Origin of the sequence: Hoylesella buccalis ATCC 35310 (genome assembly GCF_000177075.1) — a bacterium.
Lineage (GTDB): Bacteria > Bacteroidota > Bacteroidia > Bacteroidales > Bacteroidaceae > Prevotella > Prevotella buccalis.
The window spans coordinates 12,839-36,405 of sequence record NZ_ADEG01000096.1 but is presented as its reverse complement, the minus strand read 5'-3'; the positions used below and the strand labels follow the sequence as shown (position 1 = coordinate 36,405).

The following is a 23,567-nucleotide window of genomic DNA, read 5'->3' as shown; positions in this document are numbered from 1 at the left end:
CTTTCAGCCTGGAGCGCAAAGTGCCGATGCGTTCTCGTATATTCACTTTTCTTTGTTTTGGACTACAAATATAACAAAAGGCAGAGAATCTTTCCCTGCCTTTACGCATAATTATTTAGAACCAAATTGATTATCAGGCAGTTGTTCTGACAACTCCCAATTTGGAGCATTACCGGATTTTATCACAACTTAAGTAGTAATCCAATTGCATTATTGCGATTATCTATATTAAAAGTCTTTTTTGCATCTGTATCTGGGAAAACACCTTTTTGGGTATATACAAAAGGCGTAACAATAATTTTTTTTTCAGCCAAAGAAAAACTAATTATTCTGTGCGATTTATATAATATATTCCAACTCTTAATACGCATTTCTTTTAGCACATTCTTTGCTGTTTCTTCAGTTACAGATACTCCAGAATTACTATATTGCAAAGCTATATTTATCACACTTTCCATATTACGAACATCATTTATAGAGACTACAAAACATGGTGGATGTGCAATCCATAACCCTAATTCATTTTTTGATTCAGGATAAATTTTAATCTCTGTATCCGTTTTGCATACAGTTATTTGTTTTTTTATATTCATAGTTTTATCTATTTATAACCAAGGAACATTTTCTTTTTGAGAGAAGATTTATAATTACCATATATTATAATGACAACTCCCAATCTAGGGCATTACCAAAACTTTAAATATCGCTATTCAAAGTATTTTGCAACATTCTGAAAGTTTTGCTTTTTTTGTCTATTTTGTATAATTTATAGATACTATCATGACTGCTTATAACAATTACTGAATCACTGATGCTTTTTATATTATATTTATCACTTCCTAAAATTAATAGACTATCTTTATATAGAGACCACCTCTCGCTCCATAATTGATCGCGTAGATAATATTTTTGTATTTTATTTTTATCGATATGCTCGTAAATAAACCATTGTCCATATTTGTTAAAATAATAATAAATAAAATTATTATCATCTTCATGTTCCTTTGTTTTCCAAAAGCAATAAGAACCCTCGCAAATAATTTCAGCACCATTCTTTTTATGAGGTTTACATGATATTATCCAAAATAAGAGAACAATAAAACCTATAAAATAAAAATAATGTATTTTGCAGCCCATTAACTTCTTGCCAGTGGACTGCACTTTATATTTAAAATTGTATTTCATTGCCACCATTTAAATAAATAGGAACACTATTTACACCATTTGCTTTTAAAAGTTCGGATGCGTAGAGTCAACCAGCAAGTGCAAAATTAGTCAATCCATTTATAAAACTCTTGTTTGGTGTTGAAAACTTGAGTTTTTCACTTCCAATCTGGAGCATAAAGTGCCGAAGCGTTCTTGTACATTCATTTTTCTTTGTTCTGGACTACAAATATAGCAAAAGGCAGAGAATCTTTCCCTGCCACTACGCATATATTATTGAAGAAAACTCTTAGAACTCAAGTGATTATTTTAACAACTCCCGTTTTGAATCTTTACCAAATGCATTATTTTTTTCAACTAAACTTAAATTCTCGATGAAATATATATTTGATGTTAGTGATGTTAATTCTAATTTTAAATCATATTTCTCTCTTAAATCACCTTGTGTATAATCATCAAATCCTATACAAAAATAAAGCTTATATGTATTGCTATCAACTTTCTCATAATAAGGCCCAGTGGACATTGTTTCCTTTTCACCTAAAGACTCCAAGTTATTTGGTAATCGTTTATGAATGCTTCTGTAGCGTTCTATCTTATCTATAAAGACTTGCCCTTCATTTTCATATATTCTATTTTCTCTATACTGCATATAACGAATTCCACCAAGTATAGTAAGAATTACAACTAAAATGATAAGCACCTTCTTCATATTCATAATAGTATAAATTAACGTGGAATAACGAGCTGCGTAACCGAGTTTATGCGTTGCTGCATGGGCAACTCTGAAGAATGAGGAGTGAAAAGTAGGGCGTTCTTGTCAGTAATCCTTGCAATATGGCTGTAATTATTTGAGTATCTGTTAGTTATAAAAATATAAAAAGCCATTCCAATAGCATGGAGATTAGAGGCCAAAGTCATACAGATTGGGCTGTAAAGTCATGTAGATTGGCGTTCAATAGCATGGAGATTAAAATCCCGTCTTAAACACCCTTCCTAACTAAGTTATTCTTTCGTGTTTTCTCCCGTGTATTCTAAAATTCGCTGTTCCAATTCTTCGTGCTTGGGCCCTACAATGGTTTGGGGCTTTCCTTTTGTCGGAATCACTAAGAGAGTGGGGAGGGCTCCGATGTCTAAATCGTCCGCTAATTTCTTCTCTTGGTCATAATTAACCTTATAAAACTTAATTTTTCCAGCGTATTTTTTGGCCAACTCGTCAATCAATGGCGACAAGCGTTTGCACGGTATGCACCAATTGGCCCAAAAGTCGATAACGCACGGCACATTGTCGCGATAGGTATAAGGCGTGGAAGCCGTGTAATCCCACACATGATCTAAGAAATAGGTGCGACCGATGTCAGTGGGCTTGCCCGTTTCAACGACGATGTCAGATTTGGAAACAGATTTGTAAACGATGGCATTTTCATCGTATGCTTGAAAGTAGATAGATGCTTTCGTGAAATCGATGGACAGCAATCCATGTTGCAAAATGCCGTTACCTAAGAACGAGCCAGCGGCCTCTTTCGTCGTTGCTATGGCTGTTTCCCATTCCGTATGCGCTATTTTAAGTGAACGCGAGGTTGTAACACCCAGCTGTTGGCATTGCTCTTGAGAGAGTGTTAGGTCAGCCGATTGGTCTAAGCGCAAGGGCAGGCTGACGTTCTGTTGATTCACCATGACCGGCAAACGCAATACTTGTTGAGGAGCTTCGTTCAGCCTTATTCGATTAGACAATTTCATGAAATCGGGTCGATAGGGCGCAGAGATGGTTAATTTTTGATTTTTAGCATCAATGGTAAGCACCACATTGCGAAACATGTCCATGCCCAACAGTCCTTTGACATCCTGTTCACGATACGTAGCTGGTGCAGATTCCACTGCGAACGACTGCTTTTCGGCATATAAACTTTTGCCTAACGATAGTGTGTGGGTGGTGTTTTGAACTGTTTCGGGCGTTGACTTTTCTTCTTGAAACAGCACAGTCTTCTCGTTTAACGCCAACACGAAAAGGGCCGGTTGGTTGTCCAACGTCATGGTCAACGCCATTTCACCATGACGCAGTAATTGATAATCGAACGTCTCTTGCGAAGTGTTGTTCACCTGTGCCTTGGCACTTGTAGGAATATTGGCCAACAACAATAAGATATAGATAAGTAATGAATGTAAGCGCATCTTGATAAAATTATAATTTATGAATGGTAACTTTAAACACTTGGTCATGGCGACGAATCGTCAGTTCGGCCTCCTGATCTTTGATATCCTTAAAAATATCAACGATAGTCATTTCACTTAAAGGAAAAGCGGTGATGTCATGGCCATTGACGGCCGTCACTTCATCGCCAATTTCAACTTGTGGTTGGGTGGTTCCCCATATCGTAGTAACCTCAAAACGCTGATTGGCTGGCAAAATTCCCACATTCCATGTTTGCTTTTTATTTGCGAAATCGGCTGTGGAAATTTCGTAGGGTTGGAAATAGAACCTACCTCGCGGATAGTCAATGGTTACTGTGCCATACTGCAAAAGTTCGGCTCCTAAAATCGTGGGGATGCCCGCTGCCGCCATTGCCGGCGTATTTTCAAACTTTTTACCGCTGATGGTAAACGGCGCCATGCGTACATATTTTAAAGGTTTCGGCTTTGCCAATCCTTCTAATCCAGCACCCACAGAACCCACTCCCTCGCAGGTAATGGTGGCAGCTTGCGCCTGCGAAAGACGCTGAAAGTCGTCTTCGCTCAACGTGAGCAGTTCGGGAACGCCCGTGTCAAACATCATCTGCACGGATTGATTCTTGAATGTTAAGGGAAAATTAACGTGGCATGTTGGCGAATAATCCAAGGGAATGCCGTCAGACAGTTTAAGCCCTTTTGGCCGGTAGGGATAAAATAGGCGAAGTTGTTGCGCATGCCCGTCGATACTCATCACCACATCTTTAAACGTGTCGCCGCCAAGAATGCCCACCACGCCTAAGTCACGAAAGCCTTGTATCTCGGGCAAAGCAATGGTGTTGAGTGTGGTAAAGCGCAAATATCTGCCTATCTTCACCTCCGGCAGGGTAGCTTTTGAATAGCTGTTGGCCTGTCCGTTCATGTCGGTTGTTACCTGTTGGCCTCCCGTCAACTCACCCTTTGCCTGTTCTACCTCACGCCACATGGTGGCTGTCTGTCCGCCCGTGTCTAAGATGTATTTATGGCTACGCCCCTTCACTTCAACCGGAATGATGATTCGTCCATACTTCACCTCGTATGCAATGGTGTCAGCGTAACGAGTGATCGCCGTCGCCTGGGCAAGACACGACATGGGGTGGACAGCCAAAAACGTGAGAACCAGTGTTACAACATATTTCATAGCCAGCGTAGAATGATTGATTTGAAATTTATTTCAAAAAGATTGCTTGATGTTACTTCATCATTGTATGGGCCACGTGCCTTGATGATTTATTTCCTGGTGCTGTTTTTTTCTTGCAATACTTTTTTCACTGCGTTTGCCACATTGACGATGCCACCCGAAATGGAAATGTCTGAATACGTAAAGAGGTCGTTCACCTTACGGTCGTTCACTACAATCGTTTTTTCTATTTCCATGTCTTTCATGGGTGTTGCGGAGCTGTTGAGTAACTCGCGAACCTCTGCGGCGGTGAGTTTGGGGAAGTAAGATCTTACCAATGCGGCGGCCCCGGCCAAGGTTGCGGCAGCCATTCCTGTGCCGGTAGACAGGCCATACGTGTTTCCCACCCCTGCGCTGTATATTTCTTTTCCTGGCGCATGAATGTCCAATTCGGTTTGTCCATAGTTGGCTTTCAACGAAGGCTTGCCCAACTTGTCACTGGGTGCGACAATCATCAGGTTGGTTAGTTCATGTCCCGCAATCATCTTCCGGTTAGGATAATAAGTGGTTTTTTGCAAATCTTGCGCACTCTCTGTCACCGGAACAATCGCCAGTATATCGTGCTGTTCGGCGTAATAAAGTGCGTCGGCAATCCACTTACGCTCTACGGGAGGGAACAACGTATTCTGCGACGGTAGCAACATTACCTTAGCGCCATGGTCTACAGCATATCTTATGGCTAATGCCACGTCTTTTAAATAAGGGTCGCCGGCTGTGGTTGCACGCAGGGGCATGATGCGGGCAGCGTTGCAAATGCCGTCGGCTCCCTTACCATTGCCACGGATGGCAGCGATGATAGATGCCTCCATGGTACCTACGTTTGCATCTTCTGTCAGCAAATCGGCATTACCGTAATGGTTGTCAAGCAAGTTATAGGGATCATCTCCCACGATAGACTGTCGATTGTCGGTGCTGTGTTTTTGCAAATAGGCTTCGTATTCCTGCTGCGCTTGCTTGATAGGCGTACCCGCCATCTCGACATCATATATCTTTTTCCACGAATTAGTCTTTGCCAAGGGGAAGCTGTAGCCTAAGATCATGAACGCCATGTCTGACAATAAATCTTTCGGAGCATTCTTGTCATACAACGTTTCGAACTCTTTTTGCGTAATTTCTTGACCCGGGAAACGTTCTTTCAGCTTCTTGTCAAACACCTTGGTATAGTGTTTCACCATCTTGGCAGCCAAGATTCCGGCGTAACGTGAAGCCAATGGCGACTCGTACACAATGGTGTCACGATAGTAGTGATACTCCTGTACGTTTGCAGGCGGTGCCACTTCTACCATCTCTTCGCCTTGGAAGCGAAAGAAACGCTTGCCGTCTGAAATGTAGTCGGCATACTTTTCTCGTAGTCTGAAGTATTCACGATCGCCCTGGTTCATGGTGGAAGTCATGGCAATCGTGGTTCCGTCTTTGTCAATCCCGCCAAGGAAATTCCATCCATGCACATCATCAGCCAGTCCGTTGCCGTCATCATCCTTTCCATTCAGTTTCTCTTTTTTGTTCTGCCAAAGCATGGTTTGGTAATCCTCATGCATCAAATCGATGCCCGACCCAATGAGTGCTACCGTTATGGGTTTGGCTTTTCGGCCTTGAAGCAAACGATAAGCCTCGTTCACTCCAATACCATAAACCTTATCTTGGGTAGGAGAGAGATTGTACCAATCTAACTCTTTCTGAGGTAACTCCTGTGAATGAATTTTGACAATGCTTACTGGTTGAAACAAGAGGCATAAGGCCAGTAAACCGATATGATAGAACTTAAAATTTTTCATAATTGATGTTGATAAATGATATATCGTGAGTTTAATTCGTTAAATGTGATTCTTGTACAACGAAGTGTGAGGAACTACTGTGCTGTTGACAGGTCACCAATGTGCTGAAGGTCAACTTTGAAGTTGTTTTTAAAGTAGTTAATCACCACTTCGTACTTTTGTTTAACCTTTTGATGAGACAATAGTCCATCGGCTGTTTGCAACTCGCTGGCAGGCGTAGATACGATTGTTTGCAAATAGTCGTACCAATCTTCGCGCACACTGTTTTTATGTCGGTCGTCTATAAAACCCGCATCCAGACTTCCATCCACATCTGTACCGTAGGTAGATATGGTAGCAAACGCCTCTGGAATGGCTTCACGGAGGGCACCTTTGTTGATGGTAGGATAAATACGGCGCAACAACAATTTGCAAAGCTCAATGCGAAATTCGTCTTTCTCTTGTCGTGTCATTTTCTCAATAGTACTATTTCCATGATTCACGGCAAAGAATTCGTATCCTTCAAACGCATTGACAGGCTTGTAATCGTCATGAGTTGGTTCTGTTGTATATCCACCTTCTAAATAATACAGCTCGCTGCAAAGCAGAATACGCAGCGGTAAATGTTTCTTCAAAAAGCTGCTTGGAAAGAGGTTCAAGAACTCTGTCTGCAACATTTTTACTTGCTCTCCCACATATTTCTCATCAGGTAGCTGGTATAAATACCCTTCATCAGCCATTCGTTCTTTGGTCCACAGATAGTTTCTCGTTACGCCCCAATCGAATTCCGAGGGTTGGTATTTATAAAGAACCAATGTGCCTGTTTGCGCAAAGATGCTCTGAATGGTTGCATCATAAGGATGGTTGCCTTGCGGTAGGCGATGAGATTCGAAGGCGTCCTTCTGCTCGTGAATAGACGAAATGGGGTCTTCATTTCCACAGCTGATGAGGAGAAAAGCTGTTAGTATGTATAAAAAATAATGTTTCATCTTGTCAATTGTTTATCAATTAATCCAATTCCGGATTGCGTTGTCTTACTTCTAATGGAATGGGCAATACATATTTACTGCTGTTTTGTTCCAGCTTGTAAGTTGTGGATTGTCCACTCACGATGGAAAACTTGTGCTCTATGGCTGGCATTCCTTGTCGTTTTAAGTCAAACCAACGATGATCTTCAAAGCAGAGTTCACGTCTGCGTTCTTGCAAACAGAAGTCAATGAGCTCGTTCGCATCTGTGATGTTGATGGGTTGATAGGTACCCGTGAAACGAGATGCGCGTAAAGTGTTCAGGTCACTTAATGCGGCTTGTCTTAGTTTCTCATCCTTATTTTGTAAATACAATCGTGCGTTTGCTTCTGCCCGGTTAAGATATGCCTCGGCAACCCGCATTCCCTTGGTTGGATTTTGCGGCACTTTGTCGCTTTTACGTCCTACCAATAGATGTTTCTCCGGCATGAAACCATTCATGGTAAGATAGCTGTAGAAGTAAGCTTCACGTCGGATGTCATCGGGTTCGTAAAGTGATTCCAAGGTTTTGCTAACCGTAAAAGCGGGCAATTTGCCGAAGTCGATGTGCGGATTGATACCTACAAAGAACGCATCATATTCGCCATTGATAGAATATCCCCATATCAATTCAGGACTGTCACTATTGTACACTCCCCCTTTTGCCATGTCGTATAACACTATACCTTGCCAATCGTCGTATGTATAGTATTTGCTTAGCTGCCTTAGTGTTGGTTTTTGGGCGATGACGGCATTGCTGTAGCGTGCCGACTCAGCCCATTTTCCCTCGTATAAATATAGGCGTGACAGCAAAAGGTCTACAAACAAGGGTGATACGGTGTAGACGCTGGCTTTATAATCACCGCAATTCTGCCACAGTTTTTGAGAGGTTAACAGGTCTTTTTCTATTTGTTGATAAACCTCTGCCACAGTGTTACGCTTAGGAAACTCATCTTTTACCGTCGATTTCAGTATTAATGGAACACCCAAAGCGTCATTCAATGCTGGGTTAGCTGTATTGTAAGCAGGTGCGAAAGTGTTGACAAGCAAGAAATAATAAAACGAACGAAGTGCCAAGGCCTCTGCCTCAATCTTTTGTTTAGCTAAGCCCGAGCCTGATACTTTTGGCAGTTGATCAATCACAACGTTGCAACCATTGATCCAATGATACAACTGTTGCCACGAATTGCTCCAGGGAATGTTGTTCTTTTGCATTTGCTCAAACATGTCATTAGCCCATGTGAATACGGCTGCTCCGGCACGAAGAGCATCTTCCTGATTGGTGGCATCCGAATAATTGCTTTCAACATCGTCTGTCAACAGTTCCAGATATGAAAAAATTGGAGTGTGCGAAGCGTATCCATCGCCTAACAATAACTCTTCCAAGTCGGATGTTGTACTGGGTCGCACCTCGTCTTGACTGCTTTCAGACAAGAAGTCATTACAGCTCGAAAGCAGCAATGCGATGCATGAAATGTATAGATAAATATGCTTTTTCATAAAACTATGTGTCTGATTTATTAAATTCCAATATTCAAAGTCACGCTATAAGTTGGCATAATGGGCTGTGCGCCAGTCGCCACTTCGGGGTCGATGCCCTTGTAATCTTTGCTCACTACGATGAACGGATTGCTCACAGAACCGCTTATTGACAGATTATTGAGCGACATTCGTTGTATCAATTTCGCAGGAACCGTGTACGACAGCGAAATGTTGTTGCAGCGCATGAACGACGCGTTGACTACTCTTGCTGTAGAATAGTTGTACAAACGATGCGCATATTCGTTCGATCCATTCGGCAAATATACCATGGGAATATTATGATTAGGAATGGAAGGTATCTGCGTATGCTGCTCATCACCAGGTTTTTGCCAACGGTTCACCATTTCTTTAGACAGATTGCTGTAGGCCGATGGCGTGCTGTTGTTGAGATAATCTTCGCTGAACAAATCGGTTAAGAAGCGTTTTCCGCCCAACGCAATCGAAAAAGAAGAGGAAAGAGTGATTGATTTCCAACGCAATACGGTAGACAAACCGCCCGAAATATCGGGTTCTGTAGTACCTGCATACTTCATGTACGAGGTCGCATCCAATTTGTCAGCACCCTCTTCGATGGTTGGAATGCGGAAAAGTGGATAACCACCTTGCGCATCTAAGCCTGCGAAATCCCATGCCCAGAAAGCACCAACCGGATAGCCTTCTTTGTGAATGGAACCACCTGAGGCAGCGCGCCAGTTCTGATTTTCGGCCATGGTCGACTTGATTTCATTGAAGTTTTTCGCCGTGTTAACCGAGATGTTCCAAACCCAGTCTTTGGTTCTGATGGGCGTAAAGGTAGCCGTAAACTCAAATCCATAGTTATTCATGTCGCCTCCATTGATAGGCATGAACATCACGCCATATTCGTATGGTACGGCTTTCGAAACGATAAGGTCGGTTGTATGCTTGGAATAATACTCGGCACTGAAAGCAATTCGGTTTTTCCACACGCCAAAGTCTACCCCCAGGTTAATGCTCTTGGTTTTTTCCCAACGCAAATTATCATAAGGCAACGATTTTATTTTCAAGATGTAACGGCCTGTTCGAAGATCAATGAAGTCGCGCCCACGTCCTAATTCTGCAATCAAATCGGGCCCATAGTTGCTTGCTACATTGCCTTGCCACCCGTACGAAGCGCGGAAATTGAAGTCGCTAATCCAACGAATGTCTTTTATCCATGGCTCGTTGATGATGTTCCAGCGGGCACCAGCCGACCAGACAGGCAAGAAACGGTTACGCTCATCTTGTCCGAAGCGGTTGGATGCGTCGGAACGAATGCTTGCCGAAAAGATGTAACGTTCATCATAGCTATACATACCCGTGGCAAACATACCTACCGTATTTATCTTACGATCGATGATAGCGTTATTGAATTGATGGTAAAGATCGTTCTCTATCCAGCGAGAGGCATCCAGTGGGTCGATAACCTGGCGTGGAGGAAAAATGATAGATTTGCCGCGGTTGGGGAAGTAACCATACAACGTGGTGTTGTAGCCGTCGTACTTATTGCTTCTAATCTCGCTTCCTGCCATCAAACTCATGCGATGCATGTCACCGAAAATCTTGTTGTACGACAGTGTACCTCGTAAGGTATAATTGGTATTACGATTCTCGGTGGTGTTGAGTTCGCCACCATGAGGCAGGCGAGATTTCTTATATTCCAGTTCACCAGGCTCATACAGCCCAAATTCGTAACCACGAAGATTGGAAATAAAGAAACTCTGTTCGTCGGCAAACGATGACCCCACCACGTTGGATAGATTATAGCCAAACAAGCCTTCAAACAGCAATCCCTGCAAGATGGTCCACCGTAAATTGGCAGATAATGCTACAGAATTTGTCGTATTGGTGTTGCCCGTACAATCCATCTCGTGCAAAATGTTGTACATGCGTCGGTTGGCGTCCTGCGATTTCGCATAATAAAACAAACTCCCGTCTTCGTTATAGGCTGGTATGGCACGATTGATGGTAGACGCATATTGATAAGGATCTACCCTGAAAAAGCCGTTCGTCTTGTTGGAAGCGGCGTTCAGACGCACGCCCAAGTTGATTTTATCGCTCAAACGGGTGTCGATACTCACCGATGCACTGTAATTCTTCGCATCGTTACCAACTGAAATACCGTTAGTGAACGAGCTGTTGATGGACGCATAATACTTAAAACGGTCGGTACCACCACTCAGGCTAACGCTGTGATTGTGACTTACTGAGTGGCGAAACAACTCCTTAAACCAGTCGGTGTTATTCATGCGAACCTTCTCAACTTCTTGTTGAAACTGTGCGTACGATATCTCTTTGCGCAAATATTGCCCCAGCAATCCCTCGTAGCCGATGCGCTCCAATGGTCGGTTGGCTTCGCTCACCAGTCCTCTTCTATAAATTTCTTCCGACACATCTACACGCTCAGAAGAGTTCATCAAGTTCATCTTACTATAATAGATGCGCGGCGCAACGGTCATGCCGCCGCTATAATTGACCGATACTCGGCCAGCTTTACCTTGTTTGGTGGTGATGATAATGACGCCGTTGGCTGCTTTCACCCCATACATCACAGTTGCCGCTGCATCTTTCAGCACCGATATGGTCATGATGTCGTTGGGACTCAGCCAAGAAATAGAATTTCCCACAAAATTCTTGATCATGTCAAAATTGTCTTGCGAGATGCTTCCTAATGCATCTAAGTCGCGCGGCTTGAAAGGCAACGGATCTTCTTGTATGATGCCATCCACCACCCAAACAGGCTCTTGGTTGCCCAACAAGGTGGAGGTACCACGCACGCGCACTTTCTGTGCCGTTCCTACCAATCCGCTGGTGTTTAACACGCTGGTTCCCACAAGTTTGCCTTGTAGCATCTGCTCAATGCTTTGGTGCCCATCGTAAAACAAATCTTCGCTTTTTACGGTGTTGGCAGAGCCAATCATCTCATTCTTTCTAATGCGTTGATAGCCCGTCACCACCACTTCATCTATAAGCTCTACCCCGTCTTCCATCAACACTTTCATTTCCTTCTCGCCCTTCCATGGAAGCAACAGGGGCTTCATGCTGGCGTAGGTAAACTGCAATTTTGGGGCGGCGACGTCGGTCTCCAATCTGAAACGTCCTTCCAAATCGGATTGTGTACCCTGCGAGGTTCCTTTGATAAAAATGGTTACTCCTGGCAATGGTTCTTTGTCGGTAGCCGACAACACAATGCCCTGGATAAGGTGCTTGCGTGGCCCATCGTTTGATTTCGCTTCGGTGGTGCGCAGCGAATCTGTCTGAAAATCGTTTTTCATTGAAGCCGCATACACATCAAAGTTTACCGCAGTCATTGGTCCTAATAAGCAACAAGTGATGACAATACTTTTCACAACCCATGTGAAAAGTAACTGTTTTGCCGATTGATTATTTGTCATACATCATCAAAATTTAAAGACATTATCCTTTCTTTGTCTTTGTTATACTTCATTCGAATATCCCTAAAAACAATCTGGTATTCTTAAATAAAGTGCAAATGTAGTAAGAAATATTGCAATAAGTGTGAATTTATCTTCCTTTTTGCAACGTAAAGCACGTTTTATCTATACGTTGCACGGATGGAGGGTGGGGTAGAACTGTCGAAAGAATGTCACTGCTTAACTTTCGTTGGCGTATTTTATCCCATTTCGGCAACGAGGGTAAAGTAGCCCATCACGTTGTGATTTTTTACCAATTTTCGCCCCAAAAACGGCATCTTCAAATTGAAAATCTGGAAAAAAATGATAGGCAAACAGGATGCAAACAGGCGATGATTTGGTAAGAAAAATCGCATTTTACACTAAAAATCTTGCTTTTTCTCCGTTAAAACCATCTTTTTGCCCGTTAATCTGCAACGTGTTGCAGGTCAAAGGCATGCGAATTGGCCTCTTAAAGCAATGATATTTAAGCTAAAAGTAGTTGGATATCCAGCTCGTTCGATATGCGATGCGTGTAAAATGTTGATTGTTAGCGATATGCGAATGTTGTTTATTTTGGGCGTATTTGTGACCAGCGGCGAGGTTGTTTGCAAATTCGCCAAGCATGGAGAGGTGGGTTGTCAAGAAAAATCGCAGTAAGGGAGGGATTTAGTTGACGAGTTTACGAGTTCTTCAGTTTACGAGTTTACGAGTTTACAAGTTGACGAGCTGTTAGCTTCTTTGCTCATGCCGGGTGACACCAAGTACACAAGTTCACAAGTTGACGAGTTGACAAGTTGTTAGCTTCTTTGTTCATGACAGCTAATACAAAAGTCACGAGTTGACAAGTTTACGAGTTGATGGGCAGTTAGCATCTTTGCTGATGTCCGCTAACTCCCATTCACTCCTGCTAACTCCCATTAACTCCCGTCAACTTCCGTTGCCTCTGAGCTATCTTTTCTTGTTCCTATTGGCGCGCTGTTGGCGGTATTTGGCCTTTTGACGGGCCGACCCACTGCCATGTGCGCCAGTGATGTATTGCTTCTTTTTGGCTTTGGTCTTTACCTTTCCATCGTCCTTTTGCTCTTTCGGCGGTTTGCGAAACACCAGGCCATTCTCTAAAATCTCGTCAAAATCGTTCATGTCTGTAGGTGTGATATGTGTTAATGATGGAACAATCGTACGCCGGTCATGGCCATGGCGATACCATATTTATCGCATGTTTCAATCACATGGTCGTCGCGAATGGAGCCTCCGGCTTGGGCGATGTACGCTACACCGCTTTTGTGCGCGCGCTCAATGTTGTCACCGAAGGGGAAGAAGGCGTCGCTACCCAAGGCCACATCCTTGTTTTGGGCTATCCAGGCCTTCTTTTCATCAGCGGTGAATGGCTCCGGTTTGGTGGTGAAGAAGTGTTGCCAAGTGCCGTCTTGCAGCAAATCTTCGCATTCGTCACCAATGTACTGGTCAATGGTGTTGTCACGATCGGCACGGCGAATGTCTTCCTTGAAGGGCAAATCCATGACCTTTGGGCATTGGCGCAGCCACCATGTGTCGGCCTTTTGCCCCGCCAGGCGTGTGCAATGGATGCGGCTCTGCTGTCCGGCACCGATGCCGATGGCCTGTCCGTCCTTCACATAGCATACGCTGTTGCTCTGGGTGTACTTGAGGATGATGAGGGCGATGATGAGATCGCGCTTGGCTTCATCGCTGAAATGCTTGTTTTTGGTGGGGATATGCATGAAGAGTAAATCGTCATCAAGCTGGATGTCATTGCGTCCCTGCTCGAATGTAATGCCGAAAATCTGTCGCCGTTCGATGGGTGCGGGGACGTAATTGGCATCTATTTGGATGACATTATAAGTGCCTTTGCGCTTTTGTTTTAAGATGTCGAGTGCCTCAGGCGTATAGTCGGGTGCGATAACACCATCGCTCACCTCCCGCTTAATCAATGTGGCGGTGGCAGCATCGCAGGTGTCGCTCAGTGCTACAAAGTCGCCATACGAGCACATGCGGTCGGCCCCGCGTGCCCTGGCGTAGGCACATGCCAGCGGCGAAAGTTCCATCTTGACGTCGTCAACAAAGTAAATCCGCTTCAAAGTGTCGCTCAGAGGAAGTCCGATGGCGGCTCCTGCGGGCGACACATGCTTGAACGAGGCTGCCGATGGCATGCCGGTTGCTGCTTTTAGCTCTTTCACCAGCTGCCAACTATTCAGGGCATCGAGGAAATTGATGTAGCCTGGTCGGCCATTCAAGACTGTGATGGGTAACTCGCCTTCTTTCATATAAATGCGGGAAGGCTTTTGGTTGGGATTGCATCCGTACTTCAATGCTAATTCTTTCATGATGGAATGGTGTTTTATTTTGTTACAAAGTTACGAATAATTATTTTGTTATGTTGGCTATAGGCCTATTTTTTACGCTTTTGTCCATTATCTTACTTGGCGGTAAAAAAATAAAGATTAGAATGCAATTGCATTCGTATTTTTTCAGTACTTTTGTGTCGTGTTAACAATTGATGGGTTGAAAAGCACAGGTTTCAACAGGTCAATCGGTGACAAGACATGTCAAAATAGGGATGTTCATCAGCGAATGTTAGACGATTTTAAACTCCTTCTGCAAGAAGTGGAAGGTACGATTGGTAAGAAAATCACATTATCTTCTGATTTTGAAAAGCTGGCCCGATTGTTCTCCAATCGTGGGTTAAGCATGACGGAGAGTGCGCTCAAGGGCGTGTGGAAGCATGTTAGCATGAAAGAAAAACCGTCCAAGGCTACATTGGATGTGCTGGCTTTGTTTGCTGGATTCCAGAGTTGGGACGATTTTAAGCAGGCTTTGCATGGCGAAAACAATGGTGACTTGGAGGGCGAAGACCATTCCAAACGCCTTCGTCATGGTTGAGATTGATAGGATGATGACAGGGAACTGCGTCTTTTGCATCAGGTGGTAGATATATAAAAAGAGGTTTAATGATTTCGCTCATTAAACCTCTTTTTATATGTTCTGAAGTCTGAAAAGACTGCGTGTTACTTGTTTGTAACCGTTCTTCTTTCCTGAATGCGAGCCCTCTTACCTGTAAGGCCACGCAGATAGTACAGCTTAGCACGACGTACCTTACCGCGTTTGTTCACTTCAATAGAGTCGATGTTGGGTGACTCGATAGGGAAAATACGCTCAACGCCTACTGTACCAGACATCTTGCGAACGGTGAAACGCTTCTTGGTGCCATGTCCTGAAATCTTGATGACAACACCACGGTAGAGCTGAATACGCTGCTTGGCTCCCTCGACGATTTTGTAAGCGACAGTAATAGTATCTCCAGCTTTGAACTCTGGAAACTCATTGCCGGTTGCAAATGCTTCTTCAGCAACTTTAATTAAATCCATTGTATTTGGTCATTAAATATTGTTTGTCGTTCCAACACAACATGGCGAGCAACTCTTCTACTGCCAGCGGTTATGCCGAAAAGCGGTGCAAAGTTACGACAAATATCCCATACTCACAAACATTATTGCTATTTTTATCGCAGCGTAGCACAGATGTCTGTTGTTGGCACAGACAGCTTTCGGAAATTTATTATTTTCATCTGCATGACGGCCTATTTCGGATGGTTGCGCCATTGCCTTCCCCTTTTTACCAAACAAGGTCTTTTACAGCCATTGGAGGCTGGCATCCCAAAGGTTGCATGGCATTGACGAAGTGGATGTATTGGTAATCTGAGAGTTGGTCCGCACCGATATCCCTGGTGAGGATAGCCTGCTCGTCAAGCAGACGTTGGCGCATCGTCCCACAGAGGAGCGGACGGGTAGGGGTGAATAGTCCGTCGTCGTTTTGCAGGATGATGTTGGCATACGCGCTGTCGGTGAGGAGCCCGTTCTTGAGGATGATGACATCGTCTGCCTGTGCTCCGTGCCATAAGGTGTTGATGGGTGTACGGTCGGCATACTTGTATGGATAGTCAATGTCATCGCCATTGACAACCTTTACCATTTTGCGGGGTCTGAGGGTATAAGGCTGAAAGTCTATTTCCCGTATTTCCGTATCGTATACCACCCTGCATTTGTAGACACCTTTGTGGCAGGTATGCGGTATCTTGATGCGGGAGAGATTTATTCTTGTGCCGTAGTGTGCCTTTAGCGTGCGGTCAACACGTTGTTGGTGCAAATCGAGCTGTTGCAGGACTCCGTCCACAAGGCGGATTGTCTCAAGGAATTGTATCATGTCGCGGGGAGGTAGATCTTTTCTATTGTTTCGTTATACTCTGACAGGCAGTTGCTGTTTACGGTGATGCCGCCACCACTGCGGAAGTAGAATTTGCCCTGCACCTTCTCTATATAACGAATGAGCACGCCACTGTCGAGCCGCTCGCCATCGTAATATCCAAACACGCCCGTGTAGAAGCCACGCTTTTGCCCCTGCTCTGCTTTGTGGATAAGGTGGATGGTGGCCGTCTTTGGCGCACCTGAGACAGAGCCTGCGGGAAGCATTGAGAGGATGATGTCGCCCAGTTTCGCCTGCCAGTCATTGCTGAGCGTTCCTTTTATCTCGCTGCTTACCTGCAGGATGGAGCGTTGGGGTGTATCTATCTGGTCGATATATCTGAATCGTGCAACCTCTACCTCGTTGGCATTCAGTCCCAAATCATTGCGAAGCAGGTCTACCACCGTAACATGCTCTGCCGTTTCTTTCGGATCATTGAGTATGGTCTCCCTGGCATTTGGCAATGCGGCATCTATTGTTCCCTTCATCGGGTAGGTGGAGATGGTGTTGCCCTCGATACGCACAAAGATTTCTGGCGAGAAGCAAACGAAGTGCTCTGGTACAAGGAGGCAGTACGGGGCTCGCGACGTTTCGAAGATGTCAAGCATCGAGGCGTTGCAGGCAATTGGTGTTTGCACGGTGAGATTGGCAAGGAACGAGTCGCCTCTGTGCAAGCCATGGCTTATGGTGTCGAAGCGTTGTTGATAGGCCTCAAGACTCATGGGGTGAGCGGTGAGGCGTGTATCTATGTCTTTTCGCTTCACGGTGCTGTTGCCTCCTAAAGGTGTCCGGAAGAGAATGTCTTGCTGTTCAAGCGGATTTTCCATGAATATGGCGTTTTCAAGCTCAAAGTCGAACGCAAAGAGAAAAGGTGTATGGGCTGCCGCGCAGCGGTTCATCTGTCTGGCAGCAGTGTGGGGCGAGGTCATTTTCATAAGTTATAGAAGTTTTGGAGCATTTGCAATCCGCAAGGTGTCATGAACGATTCGGGGTGGAACTGGACACCAAACAGCGAGGCGTGCCGGTGTTGCAAAGCCATGACCATGCCGTCACTGGTCTCTGAGACGACCTCAAGGCAATGAGGCAGGCTCTCCTTTTCCACTGCCCATGAGTGATAGCGTGCCACTGTTGTTTCCTGCGCAAGATGCTTGAAGAGCGGTGATGTGTCGTTAACCCTCACTTGTGAGGTGCCGCCGTGCACGGGGTGTGGCAGCTGGTACAACTTTGCCCCGTAGGCTTCCGCCAAGGCTTGGTGGCCCAGACACACGCCAAGATAGGGCACCTTGCCCTCTATGACAGGGAATATTTTAGGCAGAAAGCCCGCCTCTGAAGGCAGCCCGGGGCCGGGGGAGGCCACGATATGGCGGTATCGCAGTAGGGAGGAAAGTGAGATTGCATCGTTCTTCTGCACCTCAAACCGCTCGTTTTCAGGTGCTGCTGCCCGTAAAAGGTGAAAGAGGTTGTAGGTAAACGAATCGTAATTGTCAATGATGAGGGTACACATTGTCATATATACATTTGTGGGTTGATGAAAAGGCTCGCATTGGGATTCCTATGGAAGATAGGATATGGAGAAGTAAACAGTACCACCCTACATCATGCTGCACGGATGGTGCAAAGATAATAAAAAACAAAAGAACGCCACCATCATGGGCTGTTGTTTTTCTATTGTGAGGCCATGGCACGGCTCTTTCATTAAAAAAGTCTTGGTTCTTTTTTGCTAAATAATTACCTGTTGTGTTCGATGGGTGTTAAATTATATTATAAGATTGCAGGTGGAAAGGATAGATGCGAATGCTTTAACTATCTTTGTACAATAAAAACAATATTTTGTATGATGCAAAAACGAATAGTAGGAGCGTGCATCGGCATGTGCATGGTGTGTGCGTCGTGCGTACATCAGTACCAGCTGACGAGTGTTCAGCGCACGCGTATCGTGGTAGACCAGCGCTATGATGCCACGCATGATAAGGTTGTTGAGATGCTGATGCGACCTTATAAAGAAGATATTGACAGCCTCATGGGACCAGTTGTGGGGCGAGTGGCTCGTGACATGAGTGTGAAACGACCTGAAAGCACGCTGTCAAACTTGTTGTCCGACATCCTGGTGTGGGGCGCAAAGAAAGCCAACGATGCACCCGATTTTGCCGTTTACAATATGGGTGGCATCCGTGCGGCATTGGTCAAGGGCGACGTAACCATTGGTGATGTGGTGGATGTGGCGCCCTTTGAGAACAAGCTTTGCCTGCTTACGCTCACCGGAGCGCAAGTTCTTCAGCTCTTTGAGCAGATGGCTAGCGTGGGTGGTGAAGGCGTGAGCCGCGAGGTTCGGTTGGTGATTACCAAGGATGGACGACTTAAATCGGCCTTGATTAACGGGAAAGAAATAAATCCAGACGCCAAATATCGCATCGCAACCTTGGACTATCTCGCACAGGGCAATGACAAACTCGTGGCCTTCAAGCACAAAACGGATGTGGTGTCGCCACAGGTTCACGAGAACAACGTGCGCTTCATCATCATCGACTACTTCAAACAACAGGCGGCAAAGCATGAGGAAGTAGATGCGAAGATAGAAGGAAGAATAGTCATAGAATAGATTTGACCATCAAAAAGAAGGAGAAAAAACAAATGAAGAGATACCTGTTTGTAACCATAGCGTTGCTCATGATGGCCGTGATGCCCATGGCGGCGCAAGACAAAACCTTGACCATTCTGCACACCAACGACACGCATAGTTGCATTTATCCCTTGAATCCCAATTTGGCCGACACGATGTTGGCGGGTCGAGGTGGATTCATTCGCCGCATCGAGATGTTGAAGCAAGAGCGGAAGAAAGACCCCGATTTGTTGCTGTTCGATAGCGGTGACTTTAGTCAAGGTTCACCTTATTACACCCTTTACAAAGGTGAAGTGGAGTTGAAGCTGATGAACAGGATGGGCTATGATGCGGGTACGATTGGCAACCATGAGTTTGATTTCGGCATGGAAAACCTCGCTTTTATCCTCCGGAACCTGCGGTTTCCCATTGTCTGCACCAACTACGATTTCACGGGAACGCCTTGTGAAGGTCTGGTCAAGCCTTACTTAATCATCAAGCGCAAAGGCATTAAGATAGGTGTCTTCGGTCTTTCGCCGGCTTTGGATGGACTGGTTGATGCCCAGAAATGCAAGGGAGTGCGGTATTTGGACCCTGTGAAGACGGCTCACGATACGGCTCTGATGCTCAAGCGCGACAAGAAATGCGACCTGGTGATTTGTATTTCACACTTGGGATGGTTGGATGGCAGCGAAGGAGAAAAAGCTATGATTGCTGGTTCGCGGTACATCGACTTAGTCTTGGGCGGTCATTCGCACTCCTATTTCAAGACCCTGATGTACGCAAAGAACCTGGATGGAAAAGAGATTCCCGTCGATCAGAACGGCAAAAACGCCGTTTTTGTAGGTAAACTGAAACTCTCTTTCGCCAAGAAAAAATAAGGAAAAAGGCGCCGAAGCAGCGCCTTGATATCAAATAGCGGTTTGCAATCCGTGGCACTGATGATGTGCCGGAAGGATTGCAGACCGCTTTTTTTTATTCAAAATAGAAGGTGAGCACAATCATTTTGGACCGAGATCGATCCGCGGATTTGGCATACGGAATCATGTTTTTGTCCTTCAACCCATCCGCATGCTTGGCATCGTAGCTGTTGGTCAGGCCAAATAAAAACTTCAATTCGGGTCTTAATTTGAAATAAGGTAGGTAGAAATCGCAGCCAACTCCAACCTCTGCGAATGTTTCATATCGCTTCAAGGCAACGTATTGGTCACTGTTGCCACTCAAATTCACCATGGGATTCACGCCAGCCATGAGGTAAGGACGATGGTTGTTGAAGCGAGGTGCGGCGAAAATCAAGTCGAGTGCGGTAGAGATGTACGCCGTCTTGATATCTTGTCGCTCTTCGATGGGCTGCCCATTCGCATCCTGTTTGTTGAAATTGTGAAACGTCAGGTGGCGATTACCGAAGTACATGGCAGGGGCGATGCGGAACTGAAAGTTGGTACTCAGTCTGAATTCGCCCAGCACGCCCACCGTTAAACCTGCGTCCCAGCGGTCTTGATCGGTCGTAATGAGTGCTTCGCTCGTCGAGCCATCCTCGTGAGTAATGTGCTGTGTGCCAACGTTATTGAACTCAATGTCCTGAAAATGAGTGCCCAGCAGCACGCCGAAATGGAACGGGCGCAGGTCGGTATAGGGCCGATTTTGCACCCTTCGGTCGGGCTGTGCATAGGCAACCATCGCGCATAGCACTAACAGCAGGATGTGAAAAACCTTCTTCATGATGTATCATTAACGCTATTTTTCGGCGGATATTGCCTCGGACGTGTTGGGTTTTGTAGATAAAAAACAGAAACACAAAGTTCTTAATAGTTTTGAAAAAAGTGTCAATCTTATAGTTATCTCGAAAAATATGCTTATTTTTGTTGACATGTCATCCAGTTTGAAGCCTAAACCTGGCGAAGCTCTTCGCTGAGCTTTCTCACCATTCAGCAGGGGCTTGTGATGGCATAGCAAACGGTGAAGCGGAGAAATAGGTGGCTCAATGTCAACCTATTTGCCCACACCATCAGTGTAGAAAGAATGTAACCAAAATCATAAAAACTATGTGTCATTATTTTAGAAAATCTTTTTTAGGAATTACAATGCTTTGCGCGGCCCTGTGTGCAACCACACTAACGGGCTGCACAGACAAGAAAGGAGCCGATTTGGACAACAACCCTTTGATGAAAGAGAGCACGCTACCATTTGGCGCGCCTGATTTTAGTAAAATCAAAACCGAACATTTTTTGCCAGCGATGAAAGCTGGAATCGAAGAACAGCGTGAGGCCATCAAGGCCATTGTGGACAACAAAGACTCGGCGACATTCGAGAACACCATTCTGGCCTACGAAAAGAGTGGGGTGTTGCTCGACCGAGTAACCAGTATCTTCTTCGGACTTACCAGTGCAGACAAGACCCCTGAGCTGGAAAAAGTAGAGAACGAGGCTGTGCCTTTGCTCACCGATTTCGACAACGAGATATCGTTCAACCAACCGTTCTTCGACCGAATCAAATATGTTTACGATCACGAATACGATAAATTGCAAGGCGAAGACAAAAAGTTGTTGGAGGAAGTGTATAAGAATTTCGTGCGTTCTGGGGCTTTGTTGCCAGCAGATAAGAAAAAACGCATGGAGGAAATCAACAACAAAATAGCCAAATTGCAGCAGGATTTTGGTAACATGTTGCCAAAAGCTACCAACGAAGCGGCCATTTGGGTGGACAAGGTTGAAGACCTGGCCGGACTGAGTGAGGCGGATATCGCACAGTGCAAGAAAGACGCTGAGAGCCGTGATGGCAAGGCGCCTTACTGCATCGTGATTACCAACACCACGCAACAGCCCATCTTGGCAAGCCTTGAAAACCGTGCATTGCGCGAGCGTGTGTTCAATGCTTCTATTCATCGTGCCGACGGAACGGGAGATTTCAACACCTTCCCCATCATCGTTGAGATGGCAAAGTTGCGCGCTGAGAAGGCCGAACTGATGGGATTCAAAAATTATGCGGCTTACTCGCTGGACAATACCATGGCGAAAAATATGGACAATTTGAACGCTTTCCTCAAGCAGTTGATTGGTGCTTATACGCCAAAGGCCGATGAGGAAACGCGCGCCATCGAGGCGTATGCGCAGAAAACCATGGGAACTGATTTCAAATTGCAGCCTTACGACCGGTTCTATTATTCGGCTAAGATGAAGAAAGAGCAGTTCAACTTCTCGGAAGATGAGGTGAAACCCTATTTCAACCTCGACTCTGTGCTGGTTAATGGCGTGTTCTTTGCCGCCAACAAGGCTTACGGACTTTCTTTCAAAGAGCGTACCGACCTGCCTACCTACCACAAGGACATGAAGGTATTTGACGTGATGGACAAGGATGGCAAGCAACTGGCATTGTTCTATGTTGACTATTTCCGCCGACCAACCAAGCGTGGTGGCGCATGGATGAGCTCGTTTGCCAAGCAAAGCAAGCTGCGCAACCAGTTGCCTATTATATATAATGTGTGCAACTTTGCCAAGGCTCCGGAGGGACAACCCACGTTGCTTACTTGGGATGAGGCAACCACCATGTTCCACGAGTTTGGCCATGCACTGCACGGAATGCTCTCGAATTGTAAGTACAACACGTTGAGTGGAACAGCCGTGACACGCGACTTCGTAGAGATGCCCTCACAGTTTAATGAGTCGTTTGCCGTCATTCCCGAAGTGTTCGCTAACTTCGCCAAGCATTATAAGACCCAAAAGGCCATGCCGGAAGAGTTGAAACAGAAGATGCTCAACTCACTTCAATTCCATTCTGCCTACGCCCTGGGCGAGAACCTGGCAGCCACCTGTCTGGATTTGGCTTGGCACAACATGCCTTCATCGCAAATCCCTGCGGCCGATAAGGCTGGCGAGTTTGAAACAAAGGCGCTCCAAGGAATTGGGCTTTACAACGTTCAGATTCCTCCACGCTATTCTACTTCGTACTTCAACCATGTGTGGGGTGGCGGCTATGCGGCTGGCTATTACAGCTATCTGTGGTCGGAAGTGCTCGCTGTTAACGTGGCCGACTACTTCAATACGCATGGCGCATTGAAACCAGAGGTAGGTCAGGCTTTCCGTGACAAGGTGCTCAGCCGAGGCAACACGGGCGACCTGATGCAGATGTTCTGCGACTTTACAGGCTTGAAGGCACCGGATGCCAAGGCCTTGTTGAAGGCTCGTGGACTTTGATAGGTCTTCGTCTGACTATTGATTAGATTTTCAATTTGAGCGTTGCCTCATCTTGTTTTCCTGGCTGGTGGCCGATTTTTCAGGCCCATCGATACTGCCAAGTGAAACAAGATGGGGCAACGTGTTTTTATGATAAACTGACTTGTGGCGGAAAACAATCACGCAGAACTTTCCTCATGCCTCGCTCCCAAATTCCATACTTGTATTCTCTTGTTTCCCAGGCGTTTAGAATAGTTCTTTAAAAGCATGTAGATT

Annotated in this window: 20 protein-coding genes; 4 read left to right on the top strand and 16 right to left on the bottom strand. The window is 45.3% G+C overall.

The window, feature by feature from the left end; translation table 11 throughout:
- Positions 1 to 182: 182 nt before the first annotated feature.
- The 11 genes from HMPREF0650_RS11010 to HMPREF0650_RS10955 form a co-directional block, all read right to left on the bottom strand.
- Positions 183 to 593, bottom strand: coding sequence for a hypothetical protein (locus tag HMPREF0650_RS11010; RefSeq protein WP_211205587.1), 411 nt, complete (start codon positions 591 to 593; stop codon positions 183 to 185).
- A gap of 103 nt (positions 594 to 696) precedes the next feature.
- Positions 697 to 1,185 carry a hypothetical protein gene (locus HMPREF0650_RS11005; RefSeq protein ID WP_004350792.1) on the bottom strand — a complete coding sequence of 163 codons (489 nt, stop codon included), beginning with the start codon at positions 1,183 to 1,185 and terminating at the stop codon, positions 697 to 699.
- A 283-nt stretch (positions 1,186 to 1,468) separates the two neighbouring features.
- Positions 1,469 to 1,882, bottom strand: coding sequence for a hypothetical protein (locus tag HMPREF0650_RS11000; protein WP_040563244.1), 414 nt, complete (start codon positions 1,880 to 1,882; stop codon positions 1,469 to 1,471).
- Positions 1,883 to 2,169: 287 nt separating this feature from the next.
- Positions 2,170 to 3,336 (bottom strand): thioredoxin family protein, encoded by a 1,167-nt coding sequence (locus HMPREF0650_RS12500; protein ID WP_050774874.1) that lies wholly within the window; start codon positions 3,334 to 3,336, stop codon positions 2,170 to 2,172.
- A gap of 10 nt (positions 3,337 to 3,346) precedes the next feature.
- A complete protein-coding gene (locus HMPREF0650_RS10990; RefSeq protein WP_004350789.1) occupies positions 3,347 to 4,510 on the bottom strand; it encodes an aspartyl protease family protein in 1,164 nt (387 codons plus the stop codon).
- Between the two features lie 89 nt (positions 4,511 to 4,599).
- A complete protein-coding gene (locus HMPREF0650_RS10985) occupies positions 4,600 to 6,324 on the bottom strand; it encodes a S8 family serine peptidase (RefSeq protein ID WP_004350788.1) in 1,725 nt (574 codons plus the stop codon).
- 74 nt (positions 6,325 to 6,398) lie between these two features.
- Complete coding sequence (locus tag HMPREF0650_RS10980) at positions 6,399 to 7,292, bottom strand: putative zinc-binding metallopeptidase (RefSeq protein ID WP_004350786.1); 894 nt, start codon at positions 7,290 to 7,292, stop codon at positions 6,399 to 6,401.
- A 19-nt stretch (positions 7,293 to 7,311) separates the two neighbouring features.
- On the bottom strand, positions 7,312 to 8,808 hold the full coding sequence (locus HMPREF0650_RS10975; protein WP_004350784.1) for a RagB/SusD family nutrient uptake outer membrane protein: 1,497 nt from the start codon (positions 8,806 to 8,808) through the stop codon (positions 7,312 to 7,314).
- 20 nt (positions 8,809 to 8,828) lie between these two features.
- A complete protein-coding gene (locus HMPREF0650_RS10970; RefSeq protein WP_162013137.1) occupies positions 8,829 to 12,122 on the bottom strand; it encodes a SusC/RagA family TonB-linked outer membrane protein in 3,294 nt (1,097 codons plus the stop codon).
- A 1,089-nt stretch (positions 12,123 to 13,211) separates the two neighbouring features.
- Positions 13,212 to 13,403 (bottom strand): hypothetical protein, encoded by a 192-nt coding sequence (locus HMPREF0650_RS10960; RefSeq protein ID WP_004350779.1) that lies wholly within the window; start codon positions 13,401 to 13,403, stop codon positions 13,212 to 13,214.
- 20 nt (positions 13,404 to 13,423) lie between these two features.
- Entirely contained in the window at positions 13,424 to 14,605 is a 1,182-nt protein-coding gene (locus tag HMPREF0650_RS10955; protein WP_004350778.1) for a phosphoribosylaminoimidazolecarboxamide formyltransferase, read from the bottom strand.
- 247 nt (positions 14,606 to 14,852) lie between these two features.
- On the opposite strand from HMPREF0650_RS10955, the gene HMPREF0650_RS10950 reads away from it, so the two are divergent.
- On the top strand, positions 14,853 to 15,161 hold the full coding sequence (locus tag HMPREF0650_RS10950; RefSeq protein ID WP_004350777.1) for a hypothetical protein: 309 nt from the start codon (positions 14,853 to 14,855) through the stop codon (positions 15,159 to 15,161).
- A 125-nt stretch (positions 15,162 to 15,286) separates the two neighbouring features.
- Here the strand turns inward: HMPREF0650_RS10950 and rplS are convergent, their stop codons facing one another.
- The 4 genes from rplS to HMPREF0650_RS10930 form a co-directional block, all read right to left on the bottom strand.
- Positions 15,287 to 15,646 (bottom strand): 50S ribosomal protein L19, encoded by a 360-nt coding sequence (rplS, locus tag HMPREF0650_RS10945; RefSeq protein WP_004350775.1) that lies wholly within the window; start codon positions 15,644 to 15,646, stop codon positions 15,287 to 15,289.
- A 247-nt stretch (positions 15,647 to 15,893) separates the two neighbouring features.
- Complete coding sequence (locus tag HMPREF0650_RS10940) at positions 15,894 to 16,481, bottom strand: aminotransferase class IV (protein ID WP_004350771.1); 588 nt, start codon at positions 16,479 to 16,481, stop codon at positions 15,894 to 15,896.
- Positions 16,478 to 17,455, bottom strand: coding sequence for an aminodeoxychorismate synthase component I (locus HMPREF0650_RS10935; protein ID WP_040563240.1), 978 nt, complete (start codon positions 17,453 to 17,455; stop codon positions 16,478 to 16,480). Before HMPREF0650_RS10935 ends, HMPREF0650_RS10940 begins: the two co-directional genes overlap by 4 nt.
- Positions 17,452 to 18,030, bottom strand: coding sequence for an anthranilate synthase component II (locus tag HMPREF0650_RS10930; RefSeq protein WP_004350766.1), 579 nt, complete (start codon positions 18,028 to 18,030; stop codon positions 17,452 to 17,454). Before HMPREF0650_RS10930 ends, HMPREF0650_RS10935 begins: the two co-directional genes overlap by 4 nt.
- A 324-nt stretch (positions 18,031 to 18,354) precedes the next feature.
- On the opposite strand from HMPREF0650_RS10930, the gene HMPREF0650_RS10925 reads away from it, so the two are divergent.
- Positions 18,355 to 19,119: a 5'-nucleotidase C-terminal domain-containing protein gene (locus HMPREF0650_RS10925; RefSeq protein WP_004350764.1), complete on the top strand. Its 765-nt coding sequence runs from the start codon at positions 18,355 to 18,357 to the stop codon at positions 19,117 to 19,119.
- 32 nt (positions 19,120 to 19,151) lie between these two features.
- Positions 19,152 to 20,000 (top strand): bifunctional metallophosphatase/5'-nucleotidase, encoded by an 849-nt coding sequence (locus HMPREF0650_RS10920; RefSeq protein WP_040563248.1) that lies wholly within the window; start codon positions 19,152 to 19,154, stop codon positions 19,998 to 20,000.
- 94 nt (positions 20,001 to 20,094) lie between these two features.
- Here HMPREF0650_RS10920 and porT read toward each other — a convergent pair whose 3' ends face one another.
- A complete protein-coding gene (gene porT / locus HMPREF0650_RS10915; RefSeq protein ID WP_004350761.1) occupies positions 20,095 to 20,841 on the bottom strand; it encodes a type IX secretion/gliding motility protein PorT/SprT in 747 nt (248 codons plus the stop codon).
- 323 nt (positions 20,842 to 21,164) lie between these two features.
- Between porT and HMPREF0650_RS10910 the strand changes: the two genes are divergently transcribed.
- On the top strand, positions 21,165 to 23,312 hold the full coding sequence (locus HMPREF0650_RS10910; protein ID WP_004350760.1) for a M3 family metallopeptidase: 2,148 nt from the start codon (positions 21,165 to 21,167) through the stop codon (positions 23,310 to 23,312).
- Positions 23,313 to 23,567: the final 255 nt, after the last annotated feature.

Excerpts from the sequence above, each read along its gene's own strand:
- HMPREF0650_RS10955 (WP_004350778.1), bottom strand. The coding sequence starts at position 14,605 with ATGAAAGAATTAGCATTGAAGTACGGATGCAATCCCAACCAAAAGCCT.
- HMPREF0650_RS10935 (WP_040563240.1), bottom strand. The coding sequence starts at position 17,455 with ATGAAAATGACCTCGCCCCACACTGCTGCCAGACAGATGAACCGCTGC.
- HMPREF0650_RS10910 (WP_004350760.1), top strand. The coding sequence starts at position 21,165 with ATGTGTCATTATTTTAGAAAATCTTTTTTAGGAATTACAATGCTTTGC.
- HMPREF0650_RS10960 (WP_004350779.1), bottom strand. The coding sequence starts at position 13,403 with ATGAACGATTTTGACGAGATTTTAGAGAATGGCCTGGTGTTTCGCAAA.
- HMPREF0650_RS10920 (WP_040563248.1), top strand. The coding sequence starts at position 19,152 with ATGAAGAGATACCTGTTTGTAACCATAGCGTTGCTCATGATGGCCGTG.
- rplS (WP_004350775.1), bottom strand. The coding sequence starts at position 15,646 with ATGGATTTAATTAAAGTTGCTGAAGAAGCATTTGCAACCGGCAATGAG.
- HMPREF0650_RS10925 (WP_004350764.1), top strand. The coding sequence starts at position 18,355 with ATGATGCAAAAACGAATAGTAGGAGCGTGCATCGGCATGTGCATGGTG.
- HMPREF0650_RS10930 (WP_004350766.1), bottom strand. The coding sequence starts at position 18,030 with ATGACAATGTGTACCCTCATCATTGACAATTACGATTCGTTTACCTAC.
- HMPREF0650_RS10950 (WP_004350777.1), top strand. The coding sequence starts at position 14,853 with ATGTTAGACGATTTTAAACTCCTTCTGCAAGAAGTGGAAGGTACGATT.
- HMPREF0650_RS10990 (WP_004350789.1), bottom strand. The coding sequence starts at position 4,510 with ATGAAATATGTTGTAACACTGGTTCTCACGTTTTTGGCTGTCCACCCC.
- porT (WP_004350761.1), bottom strand. The coding sequence starts at position 20,841 with ATGAAGAAGGTTTTTCACATCCTGCTGTTAGTGCTATGCGCGATGGTT.
- HMPREF0650_RS10975 (WP_004350784.1), bottom strand. The coding sequence starts at position 8,808 with ATGAAAAAGCATATTTATCTATACATTTCATGCATCGCATTGCTGCTT.
- HMPREF0650_RS11005 (WP_004350792.1), bottom strand. The coding sequence starts at position 1,185 with ATGAAATACAATTTTAAATATAAAGTGCAGTCCACTGGCAAGAAGTTA.
- HMPREF0650_RS11010 (WP_211205587.1), bottom strand. The coding sequence starts at position 593 with ATGAATATAAAAAAACAAATAACTGTATGCAAAACGGATACAGAGATT.
- HMPREF0650_RS10980 (WP_004350786.1), bottom strand. The coding sequence starts at position 7,292 with ATGAAACATTATTTTTTATACATACTAACAGCTTTTCTCCTCATCAGC.
- HMPREF0650_RS10970 (WP_162013137.1), bottom strand. The coding sequence starts at position 12,122 with ATGAAAAACGATTTTCAGACAGATTCGCTGCGCACCACCGAAGCGAAA.
- HMPREF0650_RS11000 (WP_040563244.1), bottom strand. The coding sequence starts at position 1,882 with ATGAATATGAAGAAGGTGCTTATCATTTTAGTTGTAATTCTTACTATA.
- HMPREF0650_RS12500 (WP_050774874.1), bottom strand. The coding sequence starts at position 3,336 with ATGCGCTTACATTCATTACTTATCTATATCTTATTGTTGTTGGCCAAT.
- HMPREF0650_RS10940 (WP_004350771.1), bottom strand. The coding sequence starts at position 16,481 with ATGATACAATTCCTTGAGACAATCCGCCTTGTGGACGGAGTCCTGCAA.
- HMPREF0650_RS10985 (WP_004350788.1), bottom strand. The coding sequence starts at position 6,324 with ATGAAAAATTTTAAGTTCTATCATATCGGTTTACTGGCCTTATGCCTC.